This window comes from Kribbella aluminosa (assembly GCF_017876295.1).
Classification (GTDB): Bacteria; Actinomycetota; Actinomycetes; order Propionibacteriales; family Kribbellaceae; genus Kribbella; species Kribbella aluminosa.
Map to the genome: position 1 here is coordinate 2,760,515 of NZ_JAGINT010000001.1, position 24,059 is coordinate 2,784,573.

The following is a 24,059-nucleotide window of genomic DNA, read 5'->3' on the forward strand; positions in this document are numbered from 1 at the left end:
AGCCGGACCACCTACCTCGCGCCGCCCGCCCCGCCGACGGGCGGCATGAGGTGCCGGAGGCATCGAACGCGATGCCGACAATGCTCAGGTATTGGCGCCAGTGGCCGCTCTGGTGCGGCGGACCCGGCAGGAAGACCCGCTGGAGAGCAACGCGAAACGCTGATTTTGTAGACAGCAAGCTCGAGTGTGTTGAAGCGGTCGTTCTTGGTGAGTCGTGTCCGACGTGCGGCGTTCTCGGCCTCGCCGAGCAGCGTCCAGGCGCTGTCGCGGTTATCGCGTAGCGCGGCTGTGTACGAGGCTGTGGCAAGTAGTTGCCCGTAGGTGGCGGCGGTGCCGGAGTCGGCCAGGCCGGTATCGGCCTGCAGTTGGTTCGCTGCGTCGAGCATGAGCCGCTGCGCGCCGTCGCGGTGGTGGGTTCGCCGCATCACGATGGCCGCCCACCGCCGGGCCTCGGCAATCGTGAGACGGTCGTCGCCGGCTCGGGCGGCTTGGATCGCGCGATCCGCGGTGGCCCAGGCCATCCCGTCGTCATGCAGGCGAAGGTCTCGCACGTCCCACACCCGGCCAGGCTTCGTCTCCATCCGGCTCAGCGTCGAGGCGGAGATCCCTGCCAGGCGGGCCGCGTCTTTCACAGTCAGCCCAGCGGCCACATGGGCGGTGCGCAGCACGGCGCCGAAGTCGCCGCCGTCCGCTGCCTGCGCGACGGACGACATCGTGGTCCAGGCGGAGAAATGCTCAACGGTCACGTCGATCCCACTGCGGCGGGAGTTCGAGCGTGACCCATGTTTGCAGGTTGTGCAAGCCGGCTGCACTCTGAGTGGTCAGGTCTACGGCCGGGCTCGCGGGCCGGTGTTCTAGAAACATTGAATCCGTAGCTGACAGGAGCCTCCACACGATGACGCCTCAGACCGCATCGGCCGGCTCGCGGTCGGACGATGGGCCGGCATCCCGCTGTGCGACTCTCTGCTGTCGGCCGAGCAGGCACGCATCCTGGCGCGGTACGCCGCCACCGACACAGCGATCGTCCTTCTAGCGGACAGGGAGGCAGGAGAGCGGGCAGCAGACGCCTTCCTGGCTGATGTCTCGCGCTTCTTCCCGCGCATGCAGGCAGTCGAACTTTCAGCGCCGACCGCCGCGTTGTCGAGCTCCAAGGACGGGCTGCAACGCCCGCACAGCGAGAATCGTCCGCTGATTGAGCCAGTTCACCCTGTGGGCCAGGCCTTTGCGGGTGCGACCTGCAGATGGATGATCGTGGCGGGATGCCCCTCAGCGGCTCGCTCGACGATTCGGTGGATGCAGCGGCACAGCGACAGTTCATGCACATGTCATCGACTGAGAGTCTCTGACGGCGAATCGAGGACGGTGGCTCGTACGGCGGGGGTGGGCGGGACACCACCTTCGGCGAGGGCGTCGAGGATGGTGCCGAGGATCGGCTCGGCGGGTTGGGCCGCGACGTCGACGTGGGGGAGTTGGCGGCTGAGCTCTCGGAGGATGGCTTTGCGGAGGGTTATGTCGGCGGCGACCGAGCCGCCGAGGGTGAGGGCGAATGGTTCGTCGAGGGCTACCTGGTTGGCGCAGGCTTCGACGTACGCGGCGATTCGCTCGGCGTGCTGGTCGACGATGCCGACGGCAACGAGATCACCGCGTTCTGCTTCGCGCAACACAACGCGGGCCGCCTTCGCCTTGTCGTGGTGAGAGCCTTCGGCACTTTCGCGGCGGGTGAATCGGTGCAGCAGGTCCTCGACCGAAGCCGCCTCGTAGTACTCCGGGATCGCCTGTGACAACGAGGTACCGGATGTCAGGCCCGTGTGCGCGCGGAAGATCGCGTGCAGTGCATCGTCGACCAGGCCGGCTGCGCCGAGGGGGTGCTGGAGCCAGAACGAGAAGGCGAACTCGGTACCGGTCGGACCTCGGCCGGCGATCGCGGCACCGGTGCCGAGCGAGACGGCGACTCCGACTCCGTCCGGGTCCCCGCAGCGGAGCAGGGCGAACCCGTCGTTCTTGACCGAGAGGCGCACGTCCGGACCGAGGTGGCCCGTGAGCACCTCGGTCCAGAGCGCGGTGTCTTCTGGCCAATCCACGCCCGCCAGGCAGAACGCTGCCGATGCAAGGCGTCCACCGGGTACTGCGTCCTGTGCGGAGCCGACTGCCTCGTCGACGAGCCGCAGTACCGCGGCTACTGCCTCTCCAGGGTCGTCGACGCCGTAGATGTCGCCGAGCCCGCCGCGTGCCCAGCCGACGACGTTTCCGTGCCGGTCGGCGACGGCAGCGATGGTTTTGGTGTTTCCGGCGTCGACGCCGAGGAAGAGGTCGGTCACGGCAGGAGTCGCTCCGGGAGGTAGGCGGCGTGCGCGGCGGCCATCTCGTCGTACAGCTCTTCGGCGACCTTGAGGTTGTTGACGAGTGGGTTGGCGAGCAGGGCCTGGATGCCGTCCTTGCGAGTGCCGGCCCAGCCGGTCTTCGCGGCCAGGATCTGGAACTCGGCGAGCTGCTGGGTGATGCCGAGCACCGAGTGCGGCAGTTCCTTCTGTGGCTCGATGTGGAAGCCGTTCTTGTCGACGGTGCACCAGACCTCGACGACGGTGCTCTCGTCGAACCCGGCGAGCGCTCCACCGGCATTCGGCAGGTTGACCGGTAACCGGGCGCCGGTGTCGTTGTAGTGGGCACTCATCACGTCGATCGCGAGCTCCAGCTCGTGGATGCCGCCGCGCGAGCGCTTCGGGTCGAGCTCAGGTGTGTCTGCGGTCGACTGTTCACGGTAGTGGTCCCAGTAGCCGGGGACGGAGTCCATGATGATCTCGGACCGGGTCTTGGCCGCGCCCTGCTGCTCGCGAAGGAGTTCCTCGCGGAAGTAGTAGTAGTTGAAGTAGTCGGACGGGATCGAACCCATCGTCACCGCGAGCTGCAGCGCGCGGCGGGAGTTCGGGTCGAGTTGGTCCTTGCGCTCCTCCCATGCCTTCTCGAGGAGCGGCATGATGTCCTTGCCGTCGTACAGGGCCTCGGTACTCCAGCAGTTGTGGTTGACCCCGGCCATCGTCACCTCGGCGCGCTCCGGGTCGAGACCGGCTGCCTTGATCACGACTGGCGGGAAGACGATCGGTCCTTCGCACATCGACACGATGGGTACGTCGCTGTACTGCGTGACGGCCTGGGAGACGATGTTGACCGGGTTGGTGTAGTTGAAGATCTTCGCGTTCGGGGCGACCTCGTTCAGGTCCTCGACGACGCCCTTGAGGACGTTGACCGAGCGCAGCGACATGAAGAAGCCGCCGGGGCCTTGGGTCTCCTGCCCGATGATGCCGTGCTTGATCGGGATGCGCTCGTCCAATGCGCGAGCGCCGAAGCCGCCGGGCCGGAAGCTGGAGAGTACGGCGTCCACGTCGGTCAGTCCGGCGCGACGGTCGGTGGTGGCGGTGACGGTGAGGTCGAGGCCCTGGGCCTTGATCATCCGTTCGGTGATCGACCGGACGATCTCCAGGTGGTCGGGATCCAGATCGATCAGGACGATCTCGGAGCCCGCGAACTCCGCGCCGTGCCAGAGCAGCGATGCCATCGTGCCGGCGGCCCGGGAGGAGCCGCCGCCGAGGTATGCGAGCTTGATGCGTGCCATGAGAAACAGTGTGCCTTTCGTAACCGTTGGGGTCAGGAAGCAGCGGAGAGCAGCGTGGCTGCCGCCCGGTCTGCCAGGAATCGGGGGGATGCACAATCGCTGAGAACGGTGGCCGGCCAGTCGGGTTCGTACGAGTCGGCCGAGGCGACGCGCTGGACCGTGACCTGCTTGTGGGCTCCGGTAACGACCATGACGACCGCGCGGGACAGGTCCCGGATGGTGGCGGTACCCACGGTGACGCCGTACCGAGGTACGTCGTCCAGCTGCCGGAACGAGGGGAACGTCTCGAGGTTGTCGCGCCGGGTGTCCTCCCCGAGCTCGACGACGCGGGTGACGCTGTCGGTCGCGGTTCCGGGCGGGTTCAGTGCGATGTGGCCGTCGGAGGCGCCGGAGGCGAGGAGGAAGAGGTCGATCCCTCCGGCGGCGGCCAGCGTGTCGTCGTACGCACCTGGTTCGGCTGCGGGATCGGGGTACCACAGGTTCTGGGCCTGGATGCGGTGCCCCGGACCGGCCGCCGCGTTCAACGGTTCCAGGATCTGCCGGCGTCCGAAGCCGACGCAGCTGTGCGGGAGCTCGGGATCGACGAGTTTGAATCCGTCGGCCGTTCGTACGACGTACTCGTCCATCAGGGCGATGATCAGGTGGCTGAGGTCGAGGTTGCGCTGGGCAACGAGGTCGGCGAGGTGGGCGTAGGTTCGCAGTGGGCTGCGGCCGCTCGGGCAGCCGAGGACGAACGAGCGGGCCGCTTCCGCGGCCGACTCGATGCCGGCGGCGATGTCCTCGGCCGCGAGCAGGCCGACCTGGTCGGCGCTGTCGTGGACTTCGGGCGGCACGTGCATAGGGAAAGATCCTTCGCTTTCGGGAGGGAGGGTTCGGTCATTCCTTGAGGGCGCCGTTGAGCACGCCGCGGATGAAGTGCCGCTGGAAGAAGGCGTACAGCACGAGGACCGGCAGGGCGACGATGAGTGATCCGGCGGCGAGCAGGTTCACGTCGACGCTGTGCCGTCCTTGGAAGACGCCGAGTGCCAGCGTGGCGGGCTGGATCGCCGGGTCGGCGATGAAGATCAGGGACAGGAAGAAGTCGTTCCAGGTCCACATGAACGACAGCAACGCGAGCGTCAGAACGGCCGGCCGGGAGATCGGCAGCAGGATCTGCCAGAGGATGCGCCAGGTGCGGGCGCCGTCCATCTCGGCCGCCTCGACCAGCGACGCCGGCACGGCGCGGAACGTCGCGCGCATCCAGAACGTGCCGAACGGGACACCCATGCCGATCTGGATGATGATCAGGCCGAGCCACGAGTTCGTCAGCCCCAGCGACTGGAACGTGTAGTAGAGCGGGACGATGAAGACCTCGGCCGAGATCATCAGCCCGAGCAGTACGACGGGGAAGATGATCTTCTGGCCCGTGACTCCGAGGACGCCGAAGGCGAACCCGGACAGGATGGCCAGCAGCGTCTGTCCGGTGACCGCGCCGATCGTGATGACCGCTGAGGCGAGCATCGCGTGGCCGAATCCGCCGAGTTTCCAGGCGGTGCTGAAGTTCCCCCACTCGAGGTTGGTGAAGTCGAGCTGGCCGCCGCGGTTCGGGCTCAGTGCCGTGAACAGGAACCAGACCACGGGGAACAGCACCAGGATCGAGACGAACGCCAGGACGGTGTGGTTGAGGACGCGTTCGGTGCGCGAGATCATGCCTTCTCCTCCGACAGCCGCGTGATGACGAGCGCTACCAGGAGGCAGATGATCGCCAGCACGATGCCGATCGCGGCCGCCATTCCCACGTCCGGGTTCAGGAATGCTTTGCGGTAGAGCAGCAAGGCCGGAGTGATGGTCGACGTACCAGGGCCGCCCTGGGTGGTGACCCAGACGAGATCGAAGGCGCGCAGTGCTCCGGTGACGGTGAGGGTGAGCGCGACCGCCAGTTGGCCGCGCAGGGCGGGCAGCGTGATCGCCAGGAACTCCTTGACCGGTCCGGCGCCGTCGAGGCGGGCCTGCTCGTACAGTTCGTTGGGGATCGCGGCGACGCCGGCGACGAACAGGACCATGCACAGGCCGAGTGCTGTCCAGGTGCCGATCACGCCGAGCGCTGGCAGCGCCCAGGTGAAGTCACCGAGCCAGTTGTGGGCGAGGTCACCCAGTCCCACCGCTCGCAATGCTCCGTTGAGCGGGCCGTCCGGTCCGTAGATCCGCTTCCAGATCACGGCGACCACGACGCTGGTCAGGACCTGTGGGAGGAACAGCACCCAGCGGTAGATCCCGGCACCCCGCATCTTGCCGCGACCGAGAAGAGCGGCGGAGAGCAGGCCGAGCAGGATCGGCAGGCCGGCGAAGAACAGCACCAGTACGAGCACATGTGCCAGCGACTGTGCGAGCTCGGGATCGGTGAAGAACGACTTGTAGTTGCCCAGCCCAACGAACCGCGCGGCTGACACGCCGTCCCAGCTGTAGAACGAATAGCTCACGCTCTGCACGATCGGAACGATGACCACGAAGCCGTACGCGAGCAGCGCGGGAGCCGCGAAGGCGAGGCCGAGCCACCGCTGCTTGCGGGCCCGAACCGACAGCCGCGGCTTCCTTCGGCCAGAGCGGCCTGCGGTCTTCCTGTTGCCCATGGCATCCTCCGGTACGGCGGCTGTCGTAGCCGCCCGCCGTTGGAGGAGCTGACGGGAACTCATCCCCGATCAGCCCTTCGCCCGCTGCGCCTGGAAGGTGTCGTAGTCCTTCTGCCCGGCCGCGGCGAGTTGGTCGGGCGTCGACTTGCCGGCCAGCAGCAGCTGCACCTGGCCGCCGATCGTGTCAAGCATCGTCGGTGTCGACCAGTCGAAGTACGGCACGAAACCGTCGGCGTCGGTGAGCTTCTGTTGCGCGGTGATCTCGGTCGCGAGTTCGGGGCCGGGTGTCGCCTGCTTGACGTCGTTGTGCAGCAGCGGAAGATACCCGTGGTCGACGCTGGCCTGGGCTGTCGCCTTGCTCGCCAGGTAGTCGAGGAAGGCCGCAGCCGCATCCGGATGCTTCGACTTCGAGGAGATCGCCAGGTTGCCGACGGTCGAGCCGGTCCCGACTACCTTGTCGCCGTTCGCCTGCGGCAGCTGGACGTACCCGAATGTCTGCTTCTGCGCCGCCGAGAACCCGAGCGACCCGGTGTAGTTGAACTGGAAGGCGCCCTTGCCGGCCAGGAAGTTGTTCATCGAGTCGGCGAACGGAATGCCCTCGTGATTCGGCGTCAGCCAGCCGGCGTCGCTCCACTTCTTCACCGCCGTGGCGGCTTGCGTGATGCCGGTGGAGGTGATCGGCACCGAACCGCTGGAGTAGACGAAGTCCTCGATGTCCTTGGCCGAGCCGTACAGGTCCTGCAGCGCGAACAGGATCGCCGTCGAAGAACCCTTGTCCTGGGACCCGTACGCGATGGGGATCTGACCACCCGCCTTGACCGCGGCAGCCGCCTTCTCGAACTCGGCGAGTGTCTTCGGTACTGCGATGCCGAGCTTGTCGAGGATCGCCTTGTTGTAGTACAGGCCGATCAGCGACGACCGAGCCGCCGGTACGGCGTACACCGAGCCCGTGCCCATCTGCTTGCCGTCAGACGTGAACTGCTCCTGGCGCAGGATCGTGCTCGGGATCGCGTCCTTCCATCCGTACGCCGAGGCGTAGGCGTCGAGGTTCAGGATCCGGCCGCCCTTCGCGAGCGTGCCCATCGACTGCCAGCCGTTGTTCACCAGGGCGATGTCGGGCCCGTTGGGGTCGGCGAGCCGCAGGTTCAGGGTGTTCATCACCTGGCCCCAGTCCTGCGTGGTCCGCTGGATCTTGATGTTCGGGTGTTCCTTCTCGAACCCGGCGACCACGGAGTCCATCCACTTGCCCTCTTCGTTCTGCCAGAAGTCGAGCATCTTCAACGTGACGGCTTCACCAGAGACGTCGGTCGAGATCCCGCTGGGGGACTTCGTGGAGCTGGAACTGGAGCCGCCGGGCGCACACGCCGACAGCACTGTGGCTGTGGCGAGAAGGGCAGCAGCCGCGCCCATCAGGTGCCGCTTCTTCATGCCTGTCTCCTTCGATTTCGTCGGATGCCCCCGCTCCGAGAGAACGCTCTCAACGCTAGCCATAGTCAGACCAGTTATGCCAGATAAGGCCCAGTTTTGAGCCAAAGCCGAAACTGGTATGGTTATGGCGATGAGGACCTCAACCGTCGCCACCAGCGTCGCCCGTCAGTTGAGCGATGCCATCAACCGTGGTGTCTACGCGCCCGGATCACGCCTGCCGGGGGAGCGGCTGCTCGCGGACCAGCTCCATGTGAGCCGCAGTACGCTACGGGCCGCCCTCGGCGACCTCGAACGTGAGGGCCGCATCGCCCGCTCCCCGCAGCGCGGCTGGTTCGTCCCCAGCCCGACCGTCGGCGAGCCGCCGAGCACCCTGCAGAGCTTCACCGAAATGGCCCGCCTCCGCGGACTCACCGCAACAGCCGGCGTACTGGAGCGGGCACCGCGGTCCGCGACCATCGACGAAGCCGAGAAGCTGGCCATGCCGCCCGGCGGCGAGGTCCTGGTCCTGGTCCGCCTGCGCGGGATGAACTCGACCCCGATCTGTGTCGACACCAACATCATCCCGATGACCATCGGTGAACCGCTCCTGAACGCCGACCTCACCGACCGCTCGCTGTACGAGGCACTGGAGGAACTGTGCTCGGTATCGGTCTACCGCAGCGCCTACTCCGTGCAGGCGGACGCGGCCTCCGCCGAGACCGCAGCCCTCCTCACAATCCCGTCCGGCAACCCGGTCCTCATCGGCCGGGAGGTTGCCTACGACCGCGCCGGTACGCCGATCCTCCTCGGCTACAACACCTACCGCGGCGACGCCTACCGCTTCGAAGCCGACCTCTACCGCTCGGTCTGATCCGGTCTCGGTACCCGACGACGTATGGGCCGCGGGCGACCTGATCATCTTCCACGCCACGCCGATCCGGGTTCTCTCGCAGTATCCGGTCTGGAACAGTATGTATTCGTCGCAGCGTGTGAGGACGGGGGTACGAATGCGGGCATCGGAGCGCCGCGAGAGCGGGCTGGCCGATCAGGTGCCGTACATGGCGCGACTCGATACTCCTGCGAGGGAGCAGTTGGGCGCTCTGGGCGCTGAAGTGCGATACCCGATCAGGACTGTGGTGATGCGGCAGGGGGAGCCGTCGACGTACGTGTTGCTGGTGCGCGACGGCTGGTTCAAGATCACCGAGAGCTCGCGCAATGGGTATGAGGCCCTGTTGAGGTTGCGCGGTCCTGGCGATCTCGTCGGTGAGAGTGCGGTGCTCGCCGGCTCGAGTAGGTCGTCCACGGTGTCAGCCGTGAGTGACGTCACGGCGGTCGCAATCGCGGCGGAGGCTTTCGCGCAGTTCCTCGACGAACGGCCGGCAGCGATGAAGCAGTTGCTTGCCTTGATCAACGATCGGCTCCGGGCGTCGGATCGGATGCGGCTGGATTTCGCTGCCTGCAAGGTGCGGGAACGGGTCGCGCGCCTGCTGCTCGAGCTTGCCGAGTTCCACGGCCAGGTGGTGCAGGAGGGTGTCGCGATCGTCGTGCCGCTGACGCATCAGGAGCTTGCCGGTGCGATCGGCTCGACACGCGAGGCGGTGACGCGAGAGTTGCGCAAGCTGCGCGAGGAGAAGGTGCTCTCCACCTGGCGCCGGTTGCACCTCGTCGTACGGCCGGACGTCCTGCGGAGGATCGCTGGGTAATCGGTCACATCCACTCGGTGACCACTGTCCTTTCAGGGGACGAGGTCGGCAAGCCAGGCTGAAACCTGTCGAAGAACAGGGAGGCAACAATGGCCGATCCGATCAACCGGACGATCTTGGTCACCGACGTCGAGAGGTTCAGCAGCAGGGTGGATGGCGATCAGGCCGTCCTGCGTCGTGTCCTGTACGAGGTACTGCGGAAGACGTTTGCGGCGGCCTCGATCTACCCGACCGAGTACACAACGGAGGACCGTGGCGACGGCGTGTTCGCGCTGATCGACGCGAAGGTGCCGAAGGCGCAGTTGCTCCGAGCGCTCATTACGGTCACTCCGGCTGAGCTGCGTGAGTACAACCGTCGCGCCAGCGAGGTCGCGCGGGTGCGGATGCGCTGCGTCGTGCATTCCGGCGAGGTCGCGCTCGACGAACGTGGTGCCATCGGTGCAGCAGTGATCGACGCGTTCCGGATCTGCGACTCGGACGACCTGAAGGACGAGTTGGCAAAGATCGCTGAACCGTCGCTGCTGTGCGTCACTGACTTGCTCTACCAGAGCCTTGTCCGGCACCAGCATCCCGGTCTCGTACCGGAACACTTCCACCCGCTGGACGCATCGAGCAAGGACGGTCACCGGGACGGCTGGATCTACGACCGCTCACGCATTCACCAAGAGAGTGCTGCATCTCCCGAGCAGCCCAAACCTCGGGCCGCACCGTCGGGGGGCCGCTGCGCCCGCGGCGGGAATCTCCTTCCTGGGTACGACGCACGTCGCCGGTGACGCTGTCGGGGGCAACAAGTACGTCGGGGGCGACCAGAATGGCTGAGCCGTCGAATCCGAACCAAGAGGGTCCGAAGGACACCGGTGCGGGGGAGGACTTGCCCGCGGAAGATGTGCCGGAGACGTGGCGCGCAGGCGCGGAGCTTACCGCGCTGCTTCGCGTCCTCGGATCACGTCCCGATTCGGTGATCGCAGGTGATGCGGTGGGGCGGGACAAGCTGGTCTTCGGCGATGTCGTCGTACAGCGTCCCGGCGTACGGTCGGGTGAGGTTCCGGATGAAGAGCTGGAGCGCAACCGCCGGCTCTTCGTCGCATCCCGCTGCTACGACGAGATCTACGACCGGCTGTCCGTGGCGCGAGTCGTCGTACTGCGCGCGCCGCGGGGCACGGGCCGACGGAGCGCGGCCCTTCGGCTGTTGACGCAGCTCAACAACTCCGAGGTGATCTCACTCGATCCGGAGACCGAGCCGGACAAGATCGTCGATCACCTGCGTCCGGGATGCGGCCACCACCTGGCCGGCCCGGTCACCTCACTGGGCGCTCCGCTGCGTCAGGTGCATCTGCACGCAGTACGCCGCAAGCTCGAGAACGCAGGCGGCTACCTGGTCGTCACCGTCGATCCGGACACAGCGATGGCCGAAATCGACGACGTGATCGACTGGCTGGGACCCGAGGCGAAGGAGATCGTCCGCCGGCACCTGGGCGATCGGGCCGACGCGGACGACCTTCTCGAGTTGCCTGAGTGCGAAACGTTTCTGTCGGGTCAGCCGCCTCCGGCAGAAGCCGCGGGGTTCGCCGTGCTGTTGGCTGCTTACGCCGACGGAAGAGCTGATGCGGGGCAGCTCGCCGACTACGGAGTGGGTGCGGCGTCACGTGAGGCCGACAAGTGGTTCGGCGGATCCGAGCTCCCATTGCGCGAGCAGGCCTTCGTCATCGCGCTCGCAGTCTTCGACAAGTCGTCGTACGCCGAGGTCGCTGTGCCTGCCGACGACTTGTTCAAGCGTCTGCACCTCGTCGAAGATCCTGAGCATCCTGCTCAGCTGCCGATCTTTTCGCGCACTCGCGATGCAAGGCTGACGCAAGCTCGAGCCCGTGAGTACGACGAGCGCGTTGCCGGCCGCTGGGGACTGTCGCCTCACAGGCTCTGCGCGTTCACCAACCCGGCAACCGCAGCGGTTGTGCTGGCGCGCGTGTGGACCGATCACCCCGCGGCTCGAGAGCCGCTGTGTGACTGGCTGCTCGAGCTGGGCTCGAGTCCGATCCAGAAGGTGCGGCTTCGCGTCGGTGTCACGGCCGGCCTCCTTGCGTGTGCGGACTTCGATCCCGTCATCTCCGAGCTGATCAGCAAATGGGCGGACTCCGATCGACTTCTGCAGCGTCAGATCGCGGTCTGGGCGCTCTGTACAGCTGTGGATCAGAGGGAATCCGCGGTACGTCGGGTCGCGAGCGAGTGGACCTACACCACCTCCGACAAGAGACAATGGGTCGCTGCCCGGGTGTACGGGGCTATCGGGGGACGCATGCTCGAGCTTGCCTTCAAGCGCCTCGCGCGTCTCTCCGTCAAGAGCTCCAACTGGTTCCAGCAGAACAACGTTGCCGAGAGCGTAGCCGCGCTTCTCGGCGGCGAGAACACCCTGGCCGCGTTGACCATCGTCGACGAGGCGGCACGGCAACGGGACGCCTGGGGAGCCGTCGCTCGGCGCGGATTTACGTACGCCGCGGCCCGCTGGCCCCTGAGCGGAACCCTGGGACTCCTCGGCTTCGCTGCAACGAGCAGCGATGCGTGGCGTCAGCACGCGCGCTTGTGGCGACTCGTACTGGGCGATCCCGAGGTCCGTGACAGCGCGCGTCGGCACCTCCGCCGATGGATCACCCTTGCCGCAGACAACAAGGACCTCGAACGGCATCTGTCGCGCCTGCTCGTCGACCTGGCCGACAGCAAGACGGCCTTCGAACGGCTCGAGTACTTGCTGCGGAAGACGGTCGATCGGGACACCGACCGTACTTTGCCGGTCGCCGAGCGCCTGCGTGAACACCTGATTGCCAGTCACACCGAGAGGACCGCGTCATGAGCACTCCCGATCAGTCCGCGACCTTGAACGATCCGATTCTCGCCGAGCGAGATCTCCGGCGGTTCGACTTCGTGTTCAGCCGGCCTTCGTGGCGCTCGGGCGGCGCCCTGGTGATGATCAGCTCGTCCGGCAGCACAGCGTCGTACTCCGCTGAACGGCCCCCGACCCGCGGCGAGCTGGTGATCAAGAACTTCCGGAAGCTGTACGAGATCGATACCGGATATCACCACCTCACCTACGAGCACGAGTTGCCGAGCGACGGCGACGCGTTCCAGTTCAACGCCGTACTGGACGTCGACTGGCGCGTCGTTGACCCGGCCGTCGTCGTACGGCGGGGTGTCCGTGACGTCCGCCGACTGCTCGAACCGCGACTGCTTGCCCGGATGCGTGCGGAGACCCGGCGCTATGCCATCGAGGAGAGCGCCGCCGCGGAGCGCGCCGTTCAGGATGCGCTGGATGCGATGGAGCCGATCGAGGGCATCGCGCCAAGCTGCGAGGTCAGGCTCAGCTTGGACACAGAGGCGATCCAGCAGCACACCGCCCTGCGTGCCTTGGAGCACACGAAGGTGCAAGAGATCGTGAGACACGAGCTGAGTCGTTTGCAGGCTCTGCAGGGACAGGAGCTCACGGAAGCGACCGCACAGTTCTTCGCGCGACTCCTGGAAGGCAGCGACAGCGATCGGTGGGGCCTCCAGGTCGCGCACAACCCGGCAGATCTCCCACTCGCGTTGGAGGGCATCCGCGAGGACCACCGCGAGGGACGTCGGAACCAAGTGCGTCTCTTCGAGCAGTTGATTGCCAAAGGCATGCTCGAGGAGCACATGGTCGACGAGGCATCGCAGCTTGCAGTGGAGGCGATCCGCGCGGGCCTCGCGGACTCGGCGCACGGCAAGGACCGCCGTCGGCCCTTGTATCGTGAGGAGTTGCCTCGCGCCGAGACTCCGTCCACTGAGGAACAGGACGATGAGGGATAGCATCGCTTGGGCCGTTGCCGAGGTGATCCTGCTGTACGTCGTGCTCCGCTGGGCCGCTGTACCGATCCTGGAGCGTCTCCCGGCCGGCTTGGGACACGTCGTGGGTCTCCTCGCGGCGCTGCTGCTCTTGCCGGAGTACGCCGTGACAGTGATGACGCGACGGGCCTCCGGCCGACCGGCGCCTTTCGCCCACGCCTATGGCGAATTGGTCTGTGCCGTTGCCGTCGGCGTGTACCGCGTGGCCGGGATCCTGATATCCGTGTTACACACGGCCGCGGGGAGGATCGGTCATCGTGCGGCCCTTGTCGGAGGTATCGGGGTGGTGGTGATCATCCATGCGGTCTAGATCCCTCGCGGGGCATCGACGGATACCAGCGTGTACCGAGACCGCGACCGCGGAGCGGCTGCTGGCCGAGGTCCGTGCGGAGGCGGTGAACGCTGACAGCAAAGCGTCGATCCTGATCGCCGCAATGGGAGTCGGGTTGGCCGCGCTGGCGGGCATCCGCCCACAGCAAGGAGGCCCCGACCGTTGGTGGACCGTGGGTTGTTGCTTGTCCGCGGCGGCATTCGTCCTGTTGCTGGCCGCGCTTGCCCCACGGCGTGGACGCCGTCGGCGACAGGTCCAAGGGCTCTCGCACTTCGGTGACATCCGGACTGCGGCGTCGTCCGGCCGGCTGCCACAGGCGCTGCGCTGGACCGAACAACACGCTGAAGCCGGCCTACTGACTGCCTTGGACGCCGTGAGCCGCATCGTTGTCATCAAGTACCGCCTGATCACCGCAGCCGTGGCCTGTTGCGCCCTTGCGCTACCCGCGCTCGCGGTTGGAGCAGTCCGCTGAGTCACTCCCTTGCTGTGAAGACAGTGAAGTCGGCGCCGCGGCTGACGGCCGTCTTCTTGGTGGACTGGAGCAGGTCCTCCAGCCGCAGCAGGCGCAGTACGTCGTCGGTTGGCGCCGGCGAGGAGCGTACGGCGTTCAGCTTGGTGTAGGTGGTTTCCGACAGGTGCGGCTGAACGATGACCATCTCGGCCGGCGAGGCGGCGTCGCGTGCGTCGAGCATCGCGAGGAATTCGCCGCGGTCGTCCGCCCGCTTGCCGTTGGTCCGGGTCGCCGGGCAGTCGACTCCTGGGTCCTCGAGCTCGCGCCGTAACCGCTCAGGATCGACCAGGAAGACGGAGTTCTTGGTTGCCTGGCTCGCCACGACCTCGTAAGCCGTTGTCGCGAAGCCGCCGCGCGGGAGCTGCTCGCTCCACAGCTGGCTGTTGGAGAGTGCATGTCACCTCCTGCAGCAGGCCGGCTGCGACCATCGACTCCTCGTCCGACTGGTTCGGCGGCAACTGATCGGCTCCGGTGATCGCGATGTCGTAGGCGCCCTGGACGACCGACACATCGGTCACCGGCCGGGCCACAAAGGGGATCGCCGGGCGAGGTCCCGCGGCCTTCCGCGACTGGGCCGAGACCCACATGTCCGAGATCGAGCACCACCGCGTCGCGCGTTAGTGTCCCGCGCCTGAAGTTCACGGGGTACGTCGTACGGTCTCCGCCCTCGCACGGCCGGCACGACAGCTTCCGCGGCCCCCGGCCCGGCCGACACCCACGTCCTGCTGCCCTGCAACTTTGAGAACCCACCGACCACTTTTCGCCGGGCGATTTGGTCGGTGGCTTCTCAAAGTCGGGTTTGTGATCAGCCCCGCGCCGACTGGCGGCCGGGCTGATCGGTATCAGCGTTCGACGCCAGTTGCTTGTCCTTCAGGAAGAAGGTGAGTGCCCAGCCGGCTAGGAAGAGTGGGATGAGGTAGCCGAAGAGTGGGACGAGGCTGTTGGCGTAGGCGTTGATGATGGTGTCGCGGACGGTGGCGGGGAGTTGGCGGACGATGCTTGGGGTGATCGCGTGTACGTCGTGGACGGCGCCGAGGGCGCCTGCGGCGGCGGAGGTGGCGAGGTGGTCGGCGAGTCGGGTCGCGAAGATCGAGCCGATGACGGCCGTGCCGACGCTGGCGCCGATCTCGCGGAAGAAGTTGTTCGAGGAGGTGACGGTGCCGACCTCGTGGGCCGGGAATTCGTTCTGGGCTGCCAGTACGAGGGTCTGCATGAGCAGGCCCATTCCGGCACCGGCCACGGCCATGAAGGAGCACAGGACCCACAGCGAGGTTGCGGTGTTGATGGTGGAGAGCAGCCAGGCCGCGATCGCGACGACGGCGGTGCCTACGGCCAGGAGGGCCTTGACCCGTCCGGTCTTGCTGATGATCGTGCCGGAGATGGTTGCGGTGAGCATCAGTCCGGCGATCATCGGGAGCAGCAGCAGGCCGGATTCGGTGGCGCTGGTGCCGTACACCATCTGCAGATAGGTGGGCAGGTAGGCGATGATCGCGAACATGCCGATGCCGGCAGTGATCATCCCGACGAGTGTGGTGATGACGAAGGTTCGGTTGCGGAACAGCCTGGGCGGGATGACCGGCTCGACGGCTCGCCTCTCGACCAGCAGGAACGCGAGCCAGGAGACGGCAGCGCCGACGGCCAGCGCGATGATCGTCGCGCTCGTCCATGCGTACTGCGTTCCGCCCCAGGTGGCGACCAGGACGGTGCAGCTGGTGGCGATGATGAGGAGGGCTGAGCCCCAGTAGTCGACGTTGACGTCGCCGGTGGGCTTGGGTAGTCGCAGGGCGATGAGGGCTACGGCGATGGCGAGGATTCCCAGTGGGACGTTCATCCAGAGTGCCCAGCGCCAGGAGTGCTGGTCGGTGAACCATCTGCCGAGGATGGGGCCGACGACCGAGGAGAGGCCGAAGACTACTCCGATCGGTGCCATGTAGCGTGCGCGGTCACGGGCGGGGACGAGGTCGGCGATGATGGCCTGTGCCAGGATCATCAGGCCGCCTCCGCCGAGGCCCTGGATGGCTCGTCCGGTGACGAGCATGCCCATGGACTGGGCGAGTGCGGCGACCACGGATCCCGCGGTGAACAGGCCGATGGCGGCGAGGAACACGGTGCGGCGTCCGAGGAGGTCGCCGAGTTTGCCGTACAGCGGCATGACGACGGTGGCGGCCAGGATGTAGGCCGTGGTCACCCAGGCCATGTGTTGCAGTCCGTGGAGCTCACCGACGATGGTCGGCAGCGCGGTGCTGAAGATTGTCTGGTCGAGTGCTCCCAGCAGCATCGCGACCATCAACGCGACGTAGACCAGGACGAAGCTGCGCTTGTTCAGCGATGCCTTGGCAGTCTCCGCGACCGCTGTGGACTCCGGCATGGTCATCTCCTCTTAAGGTGTGGAAGGTCGTCAGCGGGCGGTGTCAGGCGTCGCGGCGGCGGAGCAGGACGGCGGCGGCGGCGAGCAGGATGACGACCCAGCCGGCGAGTACGGCGGCGCCGGCTGTGGCGGAGAGCATCCCGTGGGGTGGGACGACCGAGGTGAACGAGGACGCGGCGTTGGACGGAAGGTATGGCACGACGGCGTCTTTCCAGCTGGACGGCAGGATCGCGCCGAGCAGAGCAGGTGCCAGCAGCAACAAACCGAACAGTGCACCGATCGCTCCGGCGGCGTGCCGCAGCAGGGCACCGAGCGCGACTCCGAGGAGGGCGACACCGGCGAGATATCCGCCGGATCCGAGGACGGCTCGCAGTACGCCGTGATCGGTCAGTGAGGCGTTCGCGCCGTCGCCGAGGATCTGTTGTGCGGCCAGGAACGCGGCTAGCGCGGCGGCTGCCGACACGAGCAGGCTGACCACGCCGATGACGAGGGCTTTGGCCCACAAGACGGGTAGCCTGTGGGGTACGGCGGCGAGGGTGGCGCGGATCATGCCGCTGGAGTATTCGCCGGAGACCAGCAGGACCCCGAGGATTCCGAGGACTATCTGGGCGAGCATCGCGCCGCTCAGGCTGAGGCTGGTCGGGTCGGTGGAGAAGCCTCCCGGGCCTGGGCCGGGCTGTCCGTTGGGTCCGGACGGTGTCACGTCGCCGGTGGTGACGAGGGCCGCGAGTACGCCGAAGCCGATCAGTACGACGACGGCCACGGCGAGGGTGATCCAGGAGGATCGCAGGCTGGCGAACTTGTACCATTCGGATCGCACCACCCGGGGGAAGGTGACGCGCAGTGTGTTGACCGTTGCCGCGTCGCGCAGTCCGGCATGGTCGGACGCGTCGTGCCGGGTAGGGATCGGGGTGTCGAGTGCGGCGCTCATCGCGAAGCCTCCAGGTGGTCGGTGGCCGGGGCCTGTTGGTACTCGACCGCGTCGTGGGTCATTTGCATGAAGGCCTGCTCGAGCGAGACCTCGATCGGGATCAGGGCGTGGATCGGGAGTCCGGCGGCGAGCGCGCGATCACCGATGGCGGCGGCCTCGAGGCCGGTGATGGTCAGTTCGCCGCCGGCAGGTCCGGATTCGACGGCGACGTCGTCGTCGAGCAGGAGGTCGGTCAGTTCGGCGGCCTTGGGGGAGCGGACCTTGACCACGAGTCCGGAGGCGGCGCGCTGCATCTCGGCGACGGTCGTATCGGCGATCAGCTTGCCCTTGCCGACGACGATCAGGTGCTCGGCGACCAGCGCGATCTCGGAGATCAGGTGCGAGGAGATGAACACGGTCCGGCCTTCGTCGGCGAGCGATTTGAGCAGTCCGCGGATCCACTGGATCCCTTCGGGGTCGAGTCCGTTGACTGGCTCGTCGAGCATCACCACCTCCGGATCGCCGAGCAGGGCGGCGGCGATCCCGAGACGCTGACCCATTCCGAGCGAGAACGCCCCGGCGCGCTTGCCGGCGACGCTCGACAGCCCGACCAGCGAGAGGACCTCGTCGACACGACGGCGGGGAATCCCGGTGGTGGCGGCAAGGGTGAGGAGATGGTTGTACGCCGACCGGCCGGGGTGGATGGCCCGCGCCTCCAGCAGGGCGCCGACCTGGTGGAGTGGCGCGACGTGGTCGGCGTAGGGCCGTCCCATGACGGTCACCGTGCCGCTGTCGGGGCGGTCGAGACCGACGATCATCCGCATGGTCGTGGACTTCCCGGCGCCGTTCGGTCCCAGGAACCCGGTGACCACACCGGGCTCGACGGTGAAGCTGAGGTTGTCGACGGCAACCTTCTTGCCGTACGACTTCGTGATGTTCGCGACGGTGATCATCGCCGGCCCCACGGTGCCCTGTTCATGGCTCTGTTCATGGCCACAACCCTGCCGGGAGCGCGCGCCGCAGTCGTCGCCCGACAGCAGTACTTCGCGGAGTACTTCGGCCCGCCTCGGGCTACTGCTGCAGGAGTAGACCGGCGGTGTAGGCGATCACGACGAGCTGGGCGCGGTCGTGGGCATCGAGCTTCGTCATCGTCCGGCTGACATGCGTCTTGACCGTGTGCGGCGAGATGACGAAGTGCCCGGCGATCTCCTCGTTCGACTTCCCCTCGGCCACCAGAATCAGCGTCTCGCGCTCTCGGTCAGTCAGCGCGGCCAGACCGGGCGGACCCGGCGCGGTTGTCTGTGTCGCCTGGGTTGTCGGTACAGGTGCCTGGGATGTCGCGGACGGCTTGGCCAGGAAGCGCTCGATCAACGAGCGCGTCGCCGTCGCAGACAGCAGCGACTCACCGGCGGCGATCACCCGGACGGCGTTCACCAAGGCCTCGGGCTCGGCGCCCTTGCCGAGGAACCCGCTGGCGCCGGCCCGCAGCGCTGCCACGACGTACTCGTCGGTCTCGAAGGTCGTCAGGACCAGCAAGTGAACGTCGGCGTACCGCGGATCGGCGCAGATCGCGGTCGTGGTCTCGATCCCGTCGAGTTCGGGCATCCGGATGTCCATCAGTACGACGTCGACCGGCGTACCGGGCAGCAGATTGGCCAGCAGGTCCAGCGCCTTCCGGCCGGACGAGGCCTCGCCCACCACCTCGATGTCGTCCTCCAGTTCGAGAATTCCACGCAGGCCGACCCGGATGAGGGGCTGATCGTCGACCAGCAGAACCCGGATCACGCCGTACCGCCGCAACGCTTCGCTCCCGTACCGGCCGCCGTACGGGCCCCGGGCACGGGAACGGGGGCTGAGGACGGGTGGTGCGGGATCACGGCATCGACCCGGTAGACGCCGTCGTCCCCGAGGTCCGTCGACAGGCTTCCGCCCACCGCGTTGGCCCGTTCCCGCATGCCGATCAGTCCCTGACCGGTGCCGACTGCTCGATCGGCCGGGCCGGACTGCCCGGGCCGGGTGCCGTCAGGAACCGTAGGGTCGAGCCTGACCGGATTGCGAACCTCGATCGTCAAGGTCGTCGCGTCATGGACGAGGCTGAGGTCGGCCTGACCCGCGCCGTGCTTCGTCGCGTTCGTCAGAGACTCCTGGATGATCCGGAAGGCCGCCAGATCGCAGGCCGCGTCCATTGCCCGCGGGCGTCCGACCCGGCGCAGCCGTACCTCGAAACCGGTCGCGGTCACGTTCGCGAGCAGGCCGTCCAGGCGGTCGAGTCCGGATGTCGGGGCGAGTTCGGGGCCGTCGGGACTGTCGGGGGTGCTGGAGCGCAACACCCGCAGTACCGTACCCAAGTCGTCGAGGACGTTGCGCGCAGCGTCCTGCACGTGCACGAGCGAGGTCTCCGTGACATCCGCGTCCCGGCCTTGCGCCTTGCGGGCGAGACCGGCGTGAAGATTGATCACCGCGATCTGGTGAGCGACGACGTCATGCAACTCGCGCGCGATCCGCACCCGTTCCTCGGCAACCCGGGCCCGGGCTTCCTGCTCACGCATCTCGTCAGCGCGCCGTGCGCGATCCGCCAGCGCCGCGACCAGCGCCCAATGACCACGCACAGCGCGCCCAGACGCGAACGCGAGCGCCGTCGCCACGACACTCATGATCACCCGAGCATCTGTCACCGGCCCGCCGGTGTCGGCCCAGGACAAACCGAACAGGACGACGGCCGTCGCGCTCCCCGCGACCAGCGCCACGCCGTGCGTCCGCAACGATGCGACGCCGAACAGCGCGACCTCGGTCGCCAGAAACATGACCGGACTCGCCTGGTCGATCCCGATCACGGCGGCGCCGCCACCCAGAGCTATCGCCAGAGCCGGAATCGGCCACCTCGCCAACGTCCCCAACGCGGCACCCACCACCACAGCGATCGCGACGACCGCGACAGCCCGGCCCCCGGACAGGGGCTCATGCCGCACCCACCCGAGCATCGCCAGCGGTACAACAGCCGCCAGAACCACCTTGCCGGCCACCGGAAAACGCGGCGGTCCCAAATCGACCCACCTGTCCGGATCGGCCGGTCCACCTGGGCGGGAGGGGAGCAAACCGCGAAAGTTCATGATCCCGTCCTTGGCGATGATGCTCGACAGTCTGTCACAAGCGCCTGGTATCAAGTCTGACCCGCATGCACCGGTCGATCGTCACCTACCTGGAGTACTTCCCGTACTCCCGTCGGTGTACGGCGCCGGCGTAAGTCGGGTGGTCTCGCCATTGGGGAACCTGACTTCGGCGGTTGAGCCGAGCCGTACGTCGACGGTGAGGTGGAGCGTGTCGGCATCTCACAGGCGACATCGGCGTGGCGTCCGTCCGGTCCCTTGGGTGTGGGCTCGCACCATTCGCACCAGTGGTAGGTGCCATCCCAGATGAATTGCTCGCGCGGAAGCGGTTCGGTTGAGCGCGCGATCCGGGGCCCCGGCGCTCGGTACTGCGTCAGCCGGGGCGATCGGATCCGGTCATCCTGTGGTGTTGACAGCGATTGTTACCGGTAACAAGATGTTACCGGTAACAGCATCGCTGCCGGGACCGCTTCGGGTCCGTGGAGGCAGTGTCGCGCAGGATGTTTCCGGCGATTTGGGGGATCGCGGTCGGATTCTCCGTCTATGCCGTTCGGCGAGGAAGGGAAAGCCAATGCCCAAACCAGGGGTAGGAAATCGACTGACGCGTCGGCGATTGCTCGGGTTGACCGCGGTGTCGGCCGGCGCTGTGTTCTCCGGTCCGGTTCTGGCCGGCTGCGGCAAGGATTCGGCGAAAAGTGCCGGGTCAACATCGCTGACGTTCATGAACCAGTCCCGCGGACAGGCCAAGGCGCTGGACAAGCTGGTCGAGACCTACCACAAACAGACCGGCGTACGGGTGACCGTCGACAGCCCGGGGCCGACGAACTTCCCGGCGAAACTGCAGGCGAAGTCGCAGTCGGGCGACATGCCGGACGTCTACTCGACGCTCACGCTGCCCGAGATGATCCCGTACTACAAGGCCGGCTGGGCGATGAATCTGCAGCCGAAACTGACCGGCGACTGGAAGGACAACTTCTCGCCGATCGCTCTGGACCTGACCACGCTGAAGGCCGGCACGGTCAACGGCCTGGACGCCGGCATCTACTCGGCGCACTGGGAGATCCAGACCATGGGCCTGATGCTGAACACGAAGACGTTCGAGTCGGCCGGCATCGACCCGAAGGCTCCGCCGGCCACGACCGCCGCGTGGATCGAGCAACTGAAGAAGGTCTCCGGAAAGACCGGCAACGGCGCGTTCCTGATGGCCGCGTCGCTGGCGGACCGGTTCCTGCTGAGCCATGCGTCGAACTGGCTGACCGACGCCGAGATCGACGCCACGCTGGCCGGCAAGGCGAGTTGGAAGGCGGACGGCTGGCGCAAGGGCCTGCAGTTGCTGGCGGACCTGAGGGACGCCGGCGTCATCGTGAACAAGGCGCTGCCGGGCGGCGACGGCGACAACCCGACGGTGGAGAAGGGCTTCTTCAACGTCCAGGACACGCCGGCGATCTTCGACGCCTCGGTCGCGATCGGGGTCGCGCGGGCGACCGCGCCGGACTTCACGGACTACGTCTCGATGGGTATTCCGAAGGCGGCCGACGGGATGCGGAAGCCGCGGGTGTACGGCGGTGTCGGCAAGGGCGCGTGCATCAATCCGAAGGGGAAGAACGTCGACGCCGCGGTGAAGTTCGTGCAGTGGCTGACCGAGCCGGAGCAGGCGAAGGTGTTCGTCGACATGGTCGGGCTGATCCCGGCGAACCCGAAGGTCACCGCTGCCGACCTGCCTTCGCAGGTCGCCGGCTTTGCGTCCCTGGTGAACGCGATCGAGATCACTCCGTCACCGCTGAACACCGACGCCCGGACCGCGTTGGTCAGCGGGGTGCAGAGCCTTGTCCTGAAGGAGAAGACCGTCGACCAGGTGCTCGACGACCTGGAGACGGCGCAGAAGAGGACCAAGTGACGACCCATCCGCTCGAAGGGGTCGCCGCGTCGCGGCCCCGCGTCCGGCGCAGCCCGATAGCCAGGCGCCGGGAACTGATGGCGTGGTGCTTCCTGCTCCCGGCGATCGCCCTGCTGGCGGTCTTCACGCTGGTGCCGTTCGTGCAGGCGATCGTGCTGAGTTTCCAGCAGTGGGACGGCGTCAGCACGTCGACGCCGTTCGTGGGGTTGTCCAACTACCGGTTCGTCCTGCACGACACGGTGTTCTGGTCGTCGCTTCGCAACGTGCTGATCTTCGGCGTCGTCGGCTTCGTCCTCGGCAACGCGATCTCGCTGGGGATGGCGGTCGCGGTCAACCGGGTGCGTCGTGGCAAGGCGTTCTTCCGTACGGCGTTCTACCTGCCAGGCGTGTTCTCGGTCGTGGTCATCGGCATGATGTTCTCGTGGCTGCTCGCTCCGAACGCGGGGATCCTGAATCGCCTGCTCGGCGCCGTCGGAGCGTCCGGGCTGCAACACAACTGGCTCGAGGATCCTGGTACCGCACTGCCGACGGTCGCGGCGGTCTTTCTCTGGTACCACTGGGGTTTCGGGTTCATCCTGTACCTCGCCGGGCTCCAGGACGTGCCGGTGGAACTGTACGAGGCGGCCAGCCTGGACGGTGCGCGCGGGTGGGCGAAGTTCCGGTACGTGACGTGGCCCGAACTGCTGCCGGTGACGGCGATCGTGTCGCTGCTGACCCTGCTCGGTGCGTTGCAGGTGTTCGGCACCGTGCAGGTGCTGACCAACGGCGGACCCGGCAACCACACGATGGTGCCGACCCTGCGGATCTATCAGGAAGCGTTCACGAACCAGCGTTTCGGATCGGCGGCGGCGATGTCGGTCATCTTCGGTGGTGCGCTGGTCCTGCTGGCGATGCTGCAACTGTGGTTGTCCCGGAGGCGGAAATGAAGCGTCTGGCCGGTCGGGGCGGGCTATACGGGTTGCTGGTGGTGGCCGCGGTCGGGGCGCTGTTCCCGATGGTCTGGTTGCTGATCGGGTCGTTGCAGACGAGCAGCGAGCTGTATCGGGGCAAGGACCTGTTGCCGGCGAAGCCGCAGTGGTCGAACTACGTGACGGCGTGGACCGACGGAGACCTCGGCACCTACCTGCCGAACAGCGCGATCTACACGGTGTCAGCGGTCGCCGGCATCCTGCTCGTGTCCAGCATGGCCGGCTACGTCCTGGCGCGGATCGAGTTCCGGGGCAAGTCGGCGGTCACGTTCGGGCTGCTGGCGGTGATGATCATCCCCGCACCAGCCGCGTTCATCGCGCAGTACAAACTGATGGTCACACTCGGGCTGACGAACAGCCGGATCGGGTACGTGCTGATTCTGATTTCCGCCGGGATCCCGATCTCGACGTTGATCATGCGCGGATTCTTCGCGAACCTCCCGAAGGACCTGGAGGAAGCGGCCGCGATCGACGGCAGCTCGGCGCTGAACACGTTCGCCCGGGTGATTCTTCCGCTGGCGCGACCAGGCCTGATCGCCGTCGCGGTCATCCAGGGGCTTTCGGTGTGGAACGAATACCTGCTGGCATTGGTGCTGTTCGACGACGACACGCTGATGCCGGTGCAGCGAGGATTGATGAACTTCGTTTCCGCGGAGACTCCGGTGCAGAACATTCTGCTGGCCGCGACCGCGATCTCGGTATTGCCGGTGGTGGTGTTCTACGTGTTCGCACAACGGCAAGTCGTCCAGGGCATCAGTAGCGGTGCGGTCAAGTAGGCTGCCG

At 66.9% G+C, this 24,059-nt stretch carries 23 protein-coding genes; 10 read left to right on the top strand and 13 right to left on the bottom strand.

What is annotated here, in order from left to right:
* Nucleotides 1–11 precede the first annotated feature (11 nt).
* From JOF29_RS13365 to JOF29_RS13395, 7 genes are all read right to left on the bottom strand, one after another.
* Nucleotides 12–746: a helix-turn-helix domain-containing protein gene (locus tag JOF29_RS13365; RefSeq protein WP_209694517.1), complete on the bottom strand. Its 735-nt coding sequence runs from the start codon at nucleotides 744–746 to the stop codon at nucleotides 12–14.
* Between the two features lie 579 nt (nucleotides 747–1,325).
* The gene (locus tag JOF29_RS13370; RefSeq protein WP_209694518.1) at nucleotides 1,326–2,318 is read right to left on the bottom strand and encodes a BadF/BadG/BcrA/BcrD ATPase family protein; all 993 of its coding nucleotides are present in this window, start codon (nucleotides 2,316–2,318) and stop codon (nucleotides 1,326–1,328) included.
* On the bottom strand, nucleotides 2,315–3,610 hold the full coding sequence (locus JOF29_RS13375; RefSeq protein WP_209694519.1) for a family 4 glycosyl hydrolase: 1,296 nt from the start codon (nucleotides 3,608–3,610) through the stop codon (nucleotides 2,315–2,317). The genes JOF29_RS13370 and JOF29_RS13375 overlap by 4 nt, the downstream gene beginning before the upstream one ends.
* Nucleotides 3,611–3,642: 32 nt before the next feature.
* The gene (locus JOF29_RS13380; protein ID WP_209694520.1) at nucleotides 3,643–4,449 is read right to left on the bottom strand and encodes a 6-phosphogluconolactonase; all 807 of its coding nucleotides are present in this window, start codon (nucleotides 4,447–4,449) and stop codon (nucleotides 3,643–3,645) included.
* A gap of 37 nt (nucleotides 4,450–4,486) precedes the next feature.
* Nucleotides 4,487–5,299: a carbohydrate ABC transporter permease gene (locus JOF29_RS13385; protein WP_209694521.1), complete on the bottom strand. Its 813-nt coding sequence runs from the start codon at nucleotides 5,297–5,299 to the stop codon at nucleotides 4,487–4,489.
* A complete protein-coding gene (locus JOF29_RS13390; protein ID WP_245357570.1) occupies nucleotides 5,296–6,282 on the bottom strand; it encodes a carbohydrate ABC transporter permease in 987 nt (328 codons plus the stop codon). The genes JOF29_RS13385 and JOF29_RS13390 overlap by 4 nt, the downstream gene beginning before the upstream one ends.
* Before the next feature lie 6 nt (nucleotides 6,283–6,288).
* On the bottom strand, nucleotides 6,289–7,647 hold the full coding sequence (locus JOF29_RS13395; protein WP_209694522.1) for an ABC transporter substrate-binding protein: 1,359 nt from the start codon (nucleotides 7,645–7,647) through the stop codon (nucleotides 6,289–6,291).
* A 130-nt stretch (nucleotides 7,648–7,777) separates the two neighbouring features.
* Here JOF29_RS13395 and JOF29_RS13400 point away from each other — a divergent pair, with 130 nt between their 5' ends.
* The 7 genes from JOF29_RS13400 (at nucleotide 7,778) to JOF29_RS13430 (ending at nucleotide 13,987) form a co-directional block, all read left to right on the top strand.
* Nucleotides 7,778–8,497: a GntR family transcriptional regulator gene (locus JOF29_RS13400; RefSeq protein ID WP_245357571.1), complete on the top strand. Its 720-nt coding sequence runs from the start codon at nucleotides 7,778–7,780 to the stop codon at nucleotides 8,495–8,497.
* A gap of 136 nt (nucleotides 8,498–8,633) precedes the next feature.
* Nucleotides 8,634–9,329: a Crp/Fnr family transcriptional regulator gene (locus tag JOF29_RS13405; RefSeq protein WP_209694524.1), complete on the top strand. Its 696-nt coding sequence runs from the start codon at nucleotides 8,634–8,636 to the stop codon at nucleotides 9,327–9,329.
* 89 nt (nucleotides 9,330–9,418) lie between these two features.
* The gene (locus tag JOF29_RS13410; protein ID WP_209694525.1) at nucleotides 9,419–10,102 is read left to right on the top strand and encodes a nucleotidyl cyclase domain-containing protein; all 684 of its coding nucleotides are present in this window, start codon (nucleotides 9,419–9,421) and stop codon (nucleotides 10,100–10,102) included.
* A gap of 203 nt (nucleotides 10,103–10,305) precedes the next feature.
* The gene (locus JOF29_RS13415) at nucleotides 10,306–12,174 is read left to right on the top strand and encodes a hypothetical protein (RefSeq protein ID WP_209694526.1); all 1,869 of its coding nucleotides are present in this window, start codon (nucleotides 10,306–10,308) and stop codon (nucleotides 12,172–12,174) included.
* Nucleotides 12,171–13,148 (top strand): hypothetical protein, encoded by a 978-nt coding sequence (locus tag JOF29_RS13420; protein WP_209694527.1) that lies wholly within the window; start codon nucleotides 12,171–12,173, stop codon nucleotides 13,146–13,148. The genes JOF29_RS13415 and JOF29_RS13420 overlap by 4 nt, the downstream gene beginning before the upstream one ends.
* A complete protein-coding gene (locus JOF29_RS13425) occupies nucleotides 13,138–13,494 on the top strand; it encodes a hypothetical protein (protein WP_209694528.1) in 357 nt (118 codons plus the stop codon). The genes JOF29_RS13420 and JOF29_RS13425 overlap by 11 nt, the downstream gene beginning before the upstream one ends.
* The gene (locus JOF29_RS13430; RefSeq protein WP_209694529.1) at nucleotides 13,484–13,987 is read left to right on the top strand and encodes a Pycsar system effector family protein; all 504 of its coding nucleotides are present in this window, start codon (nucleotides 13,484–13,486) and stop codon (nucleotides 13,985–13,987) included. The genes JOF29_RS13425 and JOF29_RS13430 overlap by 11 nt, the downstream gene beginning before the upstream one ends.
* Before the next feature lies 1 nt (nucleotide 13,988).
* Here JOF29_RS13430 and JOF29_RS13435 read toward each other — a convergent pair whose 3' ends face one another.
* From JOF29_RS13435 to JOF29_RS13460, 6 genes are all read right to left on the bottom strand, one after another.
* Nucleotides 13,989–14,348 (bottom strand): hypothetical protein, encoded by a 360-nt coding sequence (locus tag JOF29_RS13435; RefSeq protein WP_209694530.1) that lies wholly within the window; start codon nucleotides 14,346–14,348, stop codon nucleotides 13,989–13,991.
* A 483-nt stretch (nucleotides 14,349–14,831) separates the two neighbouring features.
* Nucleotides 14,832–16,394 carry an MDR family MFS transporter gene (locus tag JOF29_RS13440; RefSeq protein ID WP_245357572.1) on the bottom strand — a complete coding sequence of 521 codons (1,563 nt, stop codon included), beginning with the start codon at nucleotides 16,392–16,394 and terminating at the stop codon, nucleotides 14,832–14,834.
* Nucleotides 16,395–16,437: 43 nt separating this feature from the next.
* Nucleotides 16,438–17,325 (bottom strand): ABC transporter permease subunit, encoded by an 888-nt coding sequence (locus JOF29_RS13445; RefSeq protein ID WP_209694532.1) that lies wholly within the window; start codon nucleotides 17,323–17,325, stop codon nucleotides 16,438–16,440.
* On the bottom strand, nucleotides 17,322–18,257 hold the full coding sequence (locus JOF29_RS13450; protein WP_209694533.1) for an ABC transporter ATP-binding protein: 936 nt from the start codon (nucleotides 18,255–18,257) through the stop codon (nucleotides 17,322–17,324). The genes JOF29_RS13445 and JOF29_RS13450 overlap by 4 nt, the downstream gene beginning before the upstream one ends.
* Nucleotides 18,258–18,375: 118 nt before the next feature.
* Entirely contained in the window at nucleotides 18,376–19,104 is a 729-nt protein-coding gene (locus tag JOF29_RS13455) for a response regulator transcription factor (RefSeq protein ID WP_245357573.1), read from the bottom strand.
* Nucleotides 19,086–20,414: a sensor histidine kinase gene (locus tag JOF29_RS13460; RefSeq protein ID WP_209694534.1), complete on the bottom strand. Its 1,329-nt coding sequence runs from the start codon at nucleotides 20,412–20,414 to the stop codon at nucleotides 19,086–19,088. The genes JOF29_RS13455 and JOF29_RS13460 overlap by 19 nt, the downstream gene beginning before the upstream one ends.
* Before the next feature lie 718 nt (nucleotides 20,415–21,132).
* Here JOF29_RS13460 and JOF29_RS13465 point away from each other — a divergent pair.
* From JOF29_RS13465 to JOF29_RS13475, 3 genes are read left to right on the top strand one after another with little or no spacing between them, the layout of a single operon-like run.
* Nucleotides 21,133–22,308, top strand: a complete 1,176-nt coding sequence (locus JOF29_RS13465; protein ID WP_209694535.1) for an ABC transporter substrate-binding protein — start codon at nucleotides 21,133–21,135, stop codon at nucleotides 22,306–22,308.
* Nucleotides 22,305–23,234 carry a carbohydrate ABC transporter permease gene (locus tag JOF29_RS13470; protein WP_209694536.1) on the top strand — a complete coding sequence of 310 codons (930 nt, stop codon included), beginning with the start codon at nucleotides 22,305–22,307 and terminating at the stop codon, nucleotides 23,232–23,234. The genes JOF29_RS13465 and JOF29_RS13470 overlap by 4 nt, the downstream gene beginning before the upstream one ends.
* Nucleotides 23,231–24,052 (top strand): carbohydrate ABC transporter permease, encoded by an 822-nt coding sequence (locus tag JOF29_RS13475; protein ID WP_209694537.1) that lies wholly within the window; start codon nucleotides 23,231–23,233, stop codon nucleotides 24,050–24,052. Before JOF29_RS13470 ends, JOF29_RS13475 begins: the two co-directional genes overlap by 4 nt.
* Nucleotides 24,053–24,059 lie beyond the last annotated feature (7 nt).